Origin of the sequence: Streptomyces sp. NRRL F-6676 (genome assembly GCF_000725625.1) — a bacterium.
GTDB lineage: Bacteria > Actinomycetota > Actinomycetes > Streptomycetales > Streptomycetaceae > Streptomyces.
In genome coordinates, this window is record NZ_JOHS01000044.1 from 40,400 (window position 1) to 50,744 (window position 10,345).

A 10,345-nucleotide genomic window follows, 5' to 3' on the forward strand; every position below is an offset into this window, starting at 1 on the left:
GCGGCATGCCCCCGGCCGCAGTCTGCCGGCGGGCAGCCGGGCTAACCGGCCAGAGCGAGGACGAGCGGGAGCACCTGGTCCGCCCCTGTCTGGCGCAGGAGGCGGGCGCCCACCGCCAGGGTCCAGCCGGAGTCGGTGTAGTCGTCGACGAGCAGGACCGGGCCGGGTGTGGCGGCCAGGGCGGCGGCGAGTGCGTCGGGCACGGTGAACGAGTCGGCCAGGGCACGCAGCCGCTGGGCGGAGTTGCTGCGGTGCGCGGCGTGCTCGTCGGCCCGGGGGGTGTAGGCCAGGCTGCCCAGCATGGGGAGCCTGCCGACCCTTGCCACCCCCTCGGCCAGGGTGGCGACCAGCCGTGGGCGGGTGCGGGAGGGCATGGCGACGACGCCCACGGGACGTGCGGCCGCGTCAGGGGAGCCGCCGGCCCAGCCGCCCGGCGAACGGGCCCAGTCCGCCAGCACCGTCACGACGGCGTTCAGCACGTCGTCGGGGACCGGCCCGTCCGCCGCCTGCGCCGACAGGAGCGGCCGCAGCCGGTTGCCCCAGCCGATGTCCGACAGCCTGCCCAGCGCCCGCCCGGTGGCCGCCTGCTGACTCACCGGAATACGGCCCTTGAGGTCCATGCCGACCGCGGCCAGCCCCGTCGGCCACATCTTGCGCGGCTCGACCTCGGCCCCCGGCCGGTCCAGCTCACCCGTCGCCGCCGCGAGGGCCGGGGGAGAGACCGCCGCCTCCAGCCACGGCCCGGCACAGTTGTCGCAGCGACCGCAGGGAACCGCCTTCTCGTCGTCCAGCTGCCGTTGCAGGAACTCCATCCGGCAGCCCGCGGTGGCCACGTAGTCCCGCATGGCCTGCTGTTCCGCCGCCCGCTGCTTGGCCACCCACGCATACCGCTCCGCGTCGTACACCCACGGCTGCCCGGTGGCGGTCCAGCCGCCCTTCACGCGCCGCACCGCGCCGTCCACGTCGAGGACCTTCAGCATCGTCTCCAGCCGCGAGCGCCGGAGATCCACCAGCGGCTCCAGCGCCGGCAGCGACAGCGGCCGGCCCGCCTCCTCCAGCACCGCCAGCGTGCGCCGCACCTGCTCCTCGGGAGGGAAGCCCACCGAAGCGAAGTACGCCCAGATCGCCTCGTCCTCCCTGCCCGGCAGCAACAGCACGTCCGCATGGTCCACGCCACGCCCGGCGCGTCCCACCTGCTGGTAGTAGGCGATCGGGGACGAGGGCGACCCCAGGTGCACCACGAACCCCAGGTCCGGCTTGTCGAAGCCCATTCCCAGAGCCGACGTGGCGACCAGCGCCTTCACCCTGTTCGCCAGCAGATCCTCCTCCGCCTGCAACCGGTCGGCGTTCTCCGTCTTGCCCGTGTAGGAAGCCACCGGATAACCGCGCTGCCGCAGGAAGGCGGCGACCTCCTCCGCCGCCGCCACCGTCAGCGTGTAGATGATCCCCGAGCCCGGCAGGTCCCCGAGCCGCTCCCCCAGCCACGCCAGCCGGTGCGCCGCGTTCGGCAGCTCCAGCACTCCCAGCCGCAGGCTCTCCCGGTCCAGCGGCCCACGCAGGACCAGCGCGTCCGCGCCCCCCGTGCCCAACTGCTCGGCCACGTCCGCGGTGACCCGGGCATTGGCGGTCGCGGTCGTGGCCAGCACCGGCACACCGGCCGGCAGCTCCGCCAGCATCGTGCGCAGCCTGCGGTAGTCCGGCCGGAAGTCGTGGCCCCAGTCGGAGATGCAGTGCGCCTCGTCGACCACGAGCAGGCCCGTGGTGGCCGCCAGCCTGGGCAGCACCTGATCACGGAAATCCACCGAATTGAGGCGTTCGGGGCTTACGAGAAGAACATCGGTCTCACCGCGTTCGACCTCCCCGTAGATCGTTTCCCACTCCTCCGGGTTGGCCGAGTTGATCGTCCGGGCCCGGATCCCCGCCCGCTCCGCCGCCTCGACCTGGTTCCGCATCAGCGCCAGCAGCGGAGAGATGATCACCGTCGGGCCGGAGCCACGCCGGCGCAGCAGAGCGGTGGCGACGAAGTACACCGCCGACTTGCCCCATCCGGTGCGCTGCACCACCAGAGCACGCCGGCGCTCCTCCACCAGGGCCGCCACCGCCTGCCACTGGTCCTCCCGCAACCGGGCCGAGCCCCCCGGAGCACCGACGAGCTCGGCGAGGACGGCATCGGCTTCGGCGCGGAGTTCCAGGTTGTCCATGCCTCCATGCAACCCGATGACGAAGGCCGCAGGCGAATCCGCTCACCCCTGGCAGCCGTTTCGCGCTCACGGTCGGGGCGCCGGCCGCCGTGGCACCTCAGCCGCGGCGGGCCGGGACCCGGGAGGTGTTACCGCTGGTCCTAGCCGTGCAGACGTGACCCACGCATCGCCGGGCGGCTCGGCGGGCACACAACAGTCAGGGATATATGGGATGCATCATCCGAAATAGGTCGGTGATCCCGATTGCTCGTTGCCGCAACCAAGTTCGACAGGAACAATTGGAATCCGCTCCCCGCGTGACTCGTCCGTCGTCCGTCGTCCGTCGTCCGGCAGGACTCTGCCGCGGTGTGCGCCCCCCAACACCGATCCCGCCCGCTGTGTGGGCGGCGTAGCCGAAGGGAGGACCGTGACCTTCGGATTCGCTCCGTCCTCGGCGGCGTCGTCGCCGGCTTCCGCCGATCCGTCCACCGTTTCCGCCGCCCCACCGGCCCGCATGCTCGAACCGGCGGAGTGGGCCGCCGCGGGCATCCCGCTGCTGCGCAGCCCCCGGGACGTCGTCAACGGACTGCACGCACTGCACCGGCCCCGGCCCGCCACGGCCGTCGTGGCCGTCCTCGACCCGGAGGAACGGCTGTGCGCCAGCGCCTCCTTCGTCCGGCGCGGCACTCCCGCGGACGGCTGGATGTTCCGCAACGCGCTGCTCGCCCAGCTGCGCCGGGTGATCCCGCACGATCTGCGGCGCCGCACCCCGGTGCGGACGGCCGTGCTGCTCTACTGCCGCGAGGGGGACGCCAGGTGGACGGAGGAGGACGGTGCGTGGATGTGGGGGCTGCGGGACGCGTGCACGCTGCACGGGTTGCGGTGCGGGGCGTACATCACGCTGACACGTGACGGGTGGCAGGTGCTCGGTGAGGGGCGTGGCGGTCGGCGGCCGCACGCCGGCTCCGTGCCGGAAGGGTCGGAGCAGGGGGTGACGCGGCCGTTGCCGCGTACGGGGGGTGTGGCGTCGGAGGTGATGCGGCGGGCCGCGGCGCGGTGACGCGAGGTCCGCTGGGGGGCGATTTCCGCCCTCCGCTGGGGGGCGTTTTCTCCCCCGCCACCCCTAGCCTCCCCGTCCCCGGGGGCCGCGCCCCCGGACCCCGCTGAAAGACTGCACAGTTCACCCGCGCCCCGGGAAGAGCGGGCGCGGGTGAACTGCGTCGCGTCAGGCTGCGACGCCCAGGACCGCGTTGATCTGTTGCGGGTCGCCGCAGACGATCAGCAGGGCGGCGGCCCTGGTCAGGGCGAGCGGCAGCGCCGTGGCGACCGTCGTGTCGGTGCCGCCGTTGACGGCGACGACGACCACGGGCCGGGGTGCGGCGCGGTCGGCCGCGGAGGCGTCGGCGTAGAAGACGTCGTCACGGGCGTCGTGCTGCGCCCAGTACGACGTCTCACCGAAGGAGAGTTCGTGCGCGGCCCACGGGTGGAGGTCGCCGGTGGTGATCACCAGCACCTCGTTCGGGGCGCGACCGCTCTCCAGCAGCAGGTCGACGGCTTCCTCGGCGGCGTCCAGCGCGCCCGCGGCGGAGGCCGGGATCAGCTGGATCTGCGGAGTGGCCGCGGCATTGGTGGAGTTGGCGGGGTCGGCGGACGTGGCGGGAGCCGGTTCGCGCGGGGTGCTGCGCTGCGCCGGCACGGGCCGGTTCGGCCCCGGACGGCCGGGACGCGCCGGGGCCGCGGGACGGGGGCCGGGTACGGGGCGAGGGGTCGGCGCGGTACGGCCGCTGGCCGGGGTGGCGCGGGGACCCTGGGCACTCTCGTGAATCTGAGGCTCCTCGGGAATGAGAGGCATGGGTTGATGTCTATCAAACGCCGGTGCGAGTCGCCCCGGCGGGTGGCACATGAGTGCGACCGGAATCGTCAGAAATCGAAGCCGAGCTGACCCTCGATCTCCGGACCGCTTCCGTCCGCCCAGCTGCGGGCCTTCTTGAGGTGCCGCCACTGGGGCAGCGCATCAAGATACGCCCACGACAACCGGTGGTACGGGGTGGGGCCCCGGACCTCCAACGCGGCCCGGTGCACGGGGGACGGGTATCCCGCGTTGGCCGCGAAGGCGAAGTCTGCATGGTCGATGCCCAGTTCGGCCATCATTTTGTCGCGCTGCACCTTGGCGAGCACCGAGGCCGCCGCGACGGCGACGCAGGACTGGTCGCCCTTGATCACCGTACGGACCTTCCAGGGCGAGCCGAGGTAGTCGTGCTTGCCGTCGAGGATCACCGCGTCGGGCCGGACGGGCAGCGCCTCAAGGGCACGTACCGCCGCCAGTCGCAGTGCGGCCGTCATGCCGCGCTCGTCGATCTCCTCCGGAGAGGCGTGGCCGAGCGCGTACGAGGTCACCCACGTCCGCAGTGTTTCGGCGAGCTCTGTGCGCCGCTTGACGGTCAGCAGTTTGGAGTCGGTGAGGCCCTGGGGCGGTCGGCGCAGTCCGGTGACGGCCGCGCAGACGGTGACGGGGCCGGCCCACGCGCCGCGCCCCACCTCGTCGACACCGGCAATGACCTTCGCTCCGGTCGTGGCGCGCAGGGAGCGCTCGACGGTGTGAGTGGGTGGTTCGTACGGCATGGCGATCTCAGCGTACGACGCCCCCGACCCCGCGCGACACCCCGCCCCGCCCCCACGCCCGCAAGCGTGGCCAAGCCGCAATCCGCAGGTCGGGGGCGGCGCGGCTCAGGTGCCGTCGGGACGGAGCAGCGGGAGCATCAGCCGGTCGATCATTTCCTCGATGTCCCGTTCGCTCCATTCGCTGTCGCACATCTTGGAGCGGTACATCATCATGGCCGGGATCGCGTCGTACACATAGTCGTCGGCCGCGCTCGCCCGCACCTCGCCCCGCTCGATTCCGCGGTTCACGATCTCGCGGAGCAGCCCGCTGGTGGGGTCGAGGACCTTCTCGCAGATCAGCACATGGAAGCGCTCGACCTGCACGGTGTCGCATTCGTGAATCACCGAGCGCAGGGCGTGACCGGAGCGCGAGAACATCGCCTCGCGCGCCCGCAGACACAGGGCGATCAGATCCTCGCGCACGCTGCCCAGGTCGGGCGCCCGGTCGAAGCTGGGCAGCCCGGCCCGCAGCGCGTCGGCGACGAGTTCCTCCTTCGACGACCAGCGGCGGTACACCGCGGCCTTGCCGGTCTGGGCGCCGGCGGCCACGGCCTCCATCGTGAGATCCCTCCAGCCGACGGTGCTGAGCTGGTCCAGGGTCGCGTCGAGGATCGCGCGCTCCAGAACGACACCGCGCCGGCGCACGGGCGCCGGGCGGGCGGGGGCGTCGGGCCAGTGGGAAGTAGCCATCTGAGGTTCTCCGTTGAGCGGGTGAGCGGGTGAGCGGTTCTCGGACAGCGGTGGGGCGGGGCGGAGCCGCGGCGGGCCCGGTCGGGGTGTCCGGGGGCCGGGGATCGACGGGGGGATACGGGTCCGCCGTATGAGCACTGTCAGGCAGGACGGCGGGAAGCGCGTCCCCCGCGGGGAGCCACGCGCCCCGGCGCCGCCGGGGCGCATGGGGGCGTACGGGCGCGGCGGGCGCGCGACGTGGGGCGCGAAGAACGGCATCGCGCGCCACGAACTTAAGTGAACGCTTGCGTTCACTGTGGCGGGATCACTACCGTAGCCCCCGACAGTGAACGCGAGCGTTCACTAATACTTCTGTGGGGGATCCACCGTGACAACCTCGCCAACCTCTTCAGCCTCTCCATCACTCCACCAACCCAAGCCGGGAGCCGCCCGCCGGCAGGGACACCCCGGCATCGCGCTCGCCGTCATCGCGGCCTGCCAACTCATGGTCGTACTCGATGCGACGATTGTGAACATCGCACTCCCGCACATTCAAGACGCGCTCGAATTCAGCACCACCGACCTGACATGGGTGGTCAGCGCGTACACCCTCACCTTCGGCGGCCTGCTGCTCCTCGGCGGCCGGGCCGGTGACATCCTCGGCCGGCGCCGGGTCTTCATGACCGGCATCCTGCTGTTCACCGCCGCCTCGCTGCTGGGCGGACTGGCCCAGGAGCCCTGGCAGCTGCTGGTCGCCCGGGCACTACAGGGTGTGGGAGGCGCGATAGCGTCGCCCACGTCGCTGGCGCTCATCACCACGACCTTCCCCGAAGGGCCCGAGCGGAACCGGGCGTTCGGCGTGTTCGCCGCGGTCTCGGCGGGCGGTGGCGCGATCGGGCTGCTGGCCGGCGGCATGCTCACCGAGTGGCTCGACTGGCGCTGGGTGCTCTTCGTCAACGTGCCCATCGGTGTGCTGATCGCCGTTCTGACCCCGATGTACATCAACGAGTCCGAACGCCACCCGGGCCGCTTCGACATAGCCGGGGCGCTCACCTCCACGCTCGGCATGGTGGCGCTCGTGTACGGCTTCATCCGGGCGGCCGAGAAGGACTGGCACAACGGCCTCGCCATCGGGTCCTTCGTCGTGGCCGTGGTCCTGCTGCTGGCGTTCGCCTTCATCGAGACGCGGGCCAAGGAACCGATCACTCCCTTGCGGATGTTCGCCGACCGCAACCGCTCCGGCACGTACGTGATCATGCTGAGTCTCGCCGCGGCGATGTTCGGGATGTTCTTCTACATCGTGCTCTTCGTGCAGAACGTGCTCGGGTACAGCCCGATCAAGGCGGGTGTGGCCTTCCTCCCGGTCACGGTCGCGATCGTGATCGGCGCGGGACTGTCGCAGCGGTTCCTGCCGACGCTCGGCCCGAAGCCGTTCATGGTCGTCGGCTCGACGCTGGCGGTGATGGGCCTCGGCTGGCAGACGTTCATCACCCCCGACAGCTCCTACACGGGCGGTGTGCTGGGGCCGATGCTGGTGTTCGGCTTCGGCATGGGGCTCAACTTCGTGACGCTGACGCTCACCGCGGTCTCCGGGGTCGCACAGCACGAGGCGGGCGCGGCCTCCGGGCTGCTCAACGCGATGCAGCAGGTGGGCGGTTCGCTGGGGCTCGCCATCCTGACCACGGTGTTCGGCACCGCCAGTACGAACGAGGCGGAGAAGCAGCTGCCGAAGTTCCTCGCCAATGGCACGGCGGAGCAGAAGGCGGAGTTCGCCAGGTCGCACCAGCTGCCGGCTCCGTGGGGCCACGAGGTGCTGGCGCACGGCATATCCTCGGCGTTCATCCCGGCCGCGGCGATGGCCGTGGTGGGGCTGGCGACCGCGGCGCTGGTGATCCGGGTGCGCAAGAGCGACCTGGAGGCGCTGGCCGGTACGGCGGGGCCCGCGGCCGGCTGACCGGGCGGGCGGCGGCGACGGGGGCGGGCGCCCTCGCGGCCCCGCCCCCGTCGCCGCCGCCCACCGTGTCCGTCATAGCGGCGCCGGACGCCCGGCGCTCAGCGGTACAGCGCTTCCGAGCCCAGCTGTCCGCAGGTGACCACGTCGGCGTCCGTCGACACCGGGCGGTCGGCGAGGATGTCACGGGCCCGGGCCTGGCCCCAGCTCGTGGCGTACCAGGGGTCGCCGGCCGTGTCCGCGAGGTCCCGCGCCAGCAGCCGCAACGCGCAGGAACGCATCGGCTCCTCGAGCCGGTCGAGCGCCGGTACGGCGTCGGCGGAGAGTCCGTCCGCGTAGTCGAGGTCGAACTTGCCCGTCTCCTCGTACCGTTGCACGTTCCGCTCGGCCACCAGGGCGTCCGGGGAGACGAGCCCGAACGCCAGTACACCGGCGACCGCGCTGGCCGCCACCGCGCGCGGCAGCCACCGGGCGCCCCACACCCCGGCCGCCATGATGAAGACGATCACCAGACCGAGCCACCACTCGACGGCGGTCACCGAGATCCGTAGCCGGGTCAGCCCGTACGCCTCCACGTACATGTCCATGCGCCGCACCGCGGACGCCACGACGACGAGCGCCAGCGCGCACAGGGTGCCCAGGACACCACGCACCAGCGTCCGGTCGCGCACGCCGCCGCGCGGTGCCCAGCGCAGGGCGAGGACGATGACGACCAGGGTCAGCAGGGTGGCGAGGAGCAGCTGCCAGAAACCCTGACGCGCGTACTCGGCGTACGACAGCCCCGTCTCGCGCAATACGGCGTCGTAGCCGCCGAACAGCACGGTGAGCTGCACGGCATTGAAGACCGCGAACAGCAGCACCAGCACGACCAGCGGCAGCGCCCACTCGACCCGGCCCCGCGCCCTGCCCTCGGGCACCCGGGCCCGGTCCCAGCGGATGGGCGCGGCGGCGGTGTGCGCGACGGCGAGCGCCCCGACGATGCCGAGAGCGAGCGTCAGTACGTGCCACGCGCCACCGGTGAACGAGGCCTCCGGCATCAGATCGCCGAGCAGGCCGGCGAAGGCGGCGTCCGCGCCGGCGAAGAGCGCGCCGAAGACGAGCAGGAGGACGGCCGTCACGACGAGGGCGCGCAGGACGGGTACGACCCGGCCCCGCGCGTCGTTCGACCGCGTGCGTACACCGTGCCAGCCCCAGAGGGGGCCGGTGACCAGGGAGTTGAACACGCCGATCGGGCCCAGCAGCACGGCGGGCCAGCTACGGCCGCCGTGCAGCGCGAGTGAGCCGGCGGCGAGCGCGGTGACGACGGCGAGGAAGGAGGGCCAGTCCGCGTCGCGCAGGACGGGGATCGTCAGCAGGGCGAGTCCGCCGACGGCCCAGACGAGGCTCCACGCGCCTGTGCGACGGCCCGCGGAGCGGCCTGCCGCGTAGGCCGCACAGGCGGCGGGGAGCGCCACGAGGAGGAGGTTGACGGCGAGGCCGTCGGTGAGGAGGAAGGTGGCGAGGACGCCGGTGGCGAGGGTGGCCCAGAGGGCGGGGGCGGGTATCGGGGCGGGGGGTGCGGTGGCCTGGGCGGGGGTGAGCCAGTCCGGCGTGGGCGAGTGGTGGGGGGTGTCCGCCCTGACGTCGGTGTCCGAGGTCGCCTCCGGGCCTTGGGACGGACCCGGTTCCGTGTCCTTGGGCCGCTCGCCGGGATCGGGGATCGTCGTCGGTCTGTCGGTCACGGAGGTCCTCCCTGCCGGGGCGCCGGGGACGCCGGGGCGCCGGGGACGACCGGCATGATCATCTGATGGGTGCCGGTCAGGGTAGGCAGGTGGGGGGCGGTTCGAGGTGGGGGGTGGAGGTGTCTGTGGCAAGCCTGTGACAAACGTGAAGGCGAGTTTCTCGCCCCCACCGCCCCCCCCCTTCCCGTCCCCGGAGGCTCCGCCCCCGGCCTCCCCCTTGGGTGCGCTGTCGGCTGCCGGCCGACGGGGACTTCTCGCGCAGTGGGACGCGGCCGTGAGGTTCCGGAGGCCCTAGGGGGTGTCTTTCCGATCATCGGATCGTTGGTCCGGTGGTGAGGGATGGGGAGATTTCTGACGCGGCCTGGGCGGTGATCGAGCCGTTGCTGCCGCCCGTGGGCAAGGCCCGGGGGCGGTGGCGGGATCACCGCCAGGTCCTTGAGGGCATCGTGTTCAAGTTCCGCACCGGGCTGCCCTGGAGGGACCTGCCCGAACGGTTCGGTCCCTGGCAGACCGTCCACGGACGCTTCGCCCGATGGGCCGCCGACGGCACCTTCGACCGGCTTCTGACCGCCGCGCAGACACGGGTGGAGGTGGACTGGCTGGTCGCGATCGACTCCACGATCGTGCGAGCCCACCAGCACGCGGCCGCCAAAGGGGGCTCGAAGAACGAGGCCTCGGACACTCCCGCGGCGGGCTGACCAGCAAAATCCACCTCGCCTGCGACGGACAGGGCCGGCCTCTGGCGTTCCTGGTCACCGCGGGCAACCGCAACGACTGCACCCAGGCCGAGACCGTCATCAGCCTGATCCGCGTCCCCGGGCCGGGTCCGGGAAGACCCCGGACCCGGCCCGACCACGTCGTCGCGGACAAGGGCTACTCAGCCCGCACCTTCCGGGCCTACCTCCGCCGACGCGGGATCAAGACCACCATCCCCGAACGCGTCGACCAACTCGCCGGCCGCAGACGCCGCCGCGAACGGCCCTGCGGGTTCGACAAGACTGTCTACCGGCGCCGCAACGTCGTCGAACGCTGCTTCCACCGCCTCAAACAATGGCGCGGCATCGCCACCCGCTACGACAAACGCTCCGACCGCTACCTCGCCGCCATCACCCTCGCCAGCACCCTCATCTGGCTCGACCAATGATCGACAAGACACCCCCTAG

Annotated in this window: 7 protein-coding genes and 1 pseudogene; 3 read left to right on the forward strand and 5 right to left on the reverse strand. The window is 72.4% G+C overall.

Going from position 1 to position 10,345, the window contains the following annotated elements; genetic code table 11:
• Positions 1–41: 41 nt before the first annotated feature.
• The gene (locus tag IO29_RS23990) at positions 42–2,201 is read right to left on the reverse strand and encodes a RecQ family ATP-dependent DNA helicase (protein WP_030381641.1); all 2,160 of its coding nucleotides are present in this window, start codon (positions 2,199–2,201) and stop codon (positions 42–44) included.
• A gap of 406 nt (positions 2,202–2,607) precedes the next feature.
• Between IO29_RS23990 and IO29_RS23995 the strand changes: the two genes are divergently transcribed.
• The gene (locus IO29_RS23995) at positions 2,608–3,240 is read left to right on the forward strand and encodes a hypothetical protein (RefSeq protein WP_030381642.1); all 633 of its coding nucleotides are present in this window, start codon (positions 2,608–2,610) and stop codon (positions 3,238–3,240) included.
• Between the two features lie 165 nt (positions 3,241–3,405).
• On the opposite strand, the gene IO29_RS24000 is transcribed toward IO29_RS23995, so the two are convergent.
• The 3 genes from IO29_RS24000 to IO29_RS24010 all read right to left on the reverse strand — a co-directional run bounded on the left by IO29_RS24000 (position 3,406) and on the right by IO29_RS24010 (position 5,531).
• A complete protein-coding gene (locus IO29_RS24000; protein WP_030381643.1) occupies positions 3,406–4,032 on the reverse strand; it encodes a hypothetical protein in 627 nt (208 codons plus the stop codon).
• Between the two features lie 68 nt (positions 4,033–4,100).
• Positions 4,101–4,802, reverse strand: coding sequence for a ribonuclease HII (locus IO29_RS24005; protein ID WP_030381644.1), 702 nt, complete (start codon positions 4,800–4,802; stop codon positions 4,101–4,103).
• Between the two features lie 105 nt (positions 4,803–4,907).
• The gene (locus IO29_RS24010) at positions 4,908–5,531 is read right to left on the reverse strand and encodes a TetR/AcrR family transcriptional regulator (RefSeq protein ID WP_030381645.1); all 624 of its coding nucleotides are present in this window, start codon (positions 5,529–5,531) and stop codon (positions 4,908–4,910) included.
• A 367-nt stretch (positions 5,532–5,898) separates the two neighbouring features.
• Between IO29_RS24010 and IO29_RS24015 the strand changes: the two genes are divergently transcribed.
• Positions 5,899–7,464 carry an MFS transporter gene (locus IO29_RS24015; RefSeq protein ID WP_030381646.1) on the forward strand — a complete coding sequence of 522 codons (1,566 nt, stop codon included), beginning with the start codon at positions 5,899–5,901 and terminating at the stop codon, positions 7,462–7,464.
• 98 nt (positions 7,465–7,562) lie between these two features.
• Here IO29_RS24015 and IO29_RS24020 read toward each other — a convergent pair whose 3' ends face one another.
• Positions 7,563–9,182 carry a DUF4153 domain-containing protein gene (locus tag IO29_RS24020; protein WP_199808930.1) on the reverse strand — a complete coding sequence of 540 codons (1,620 nt, stop codon included), beginning with the start codon at positions 9,180–9,182 and terminating at the stop codon, positions 7,563–7,565.
• 329 nt (positions 9,183–9,511) lie between these two features.
• On the opposite strand from IO29_RS24020, the pseudogene IO29_RS36905 reads away from it, so the two are divergent.
• Positions 9,512–10,326 (forward strand): annotated as a pseudogene (locus IO29_RS36905) (IS5 family transposase).
• Positions 10,327–10,345: the final 19 nt, after the last annotated feature.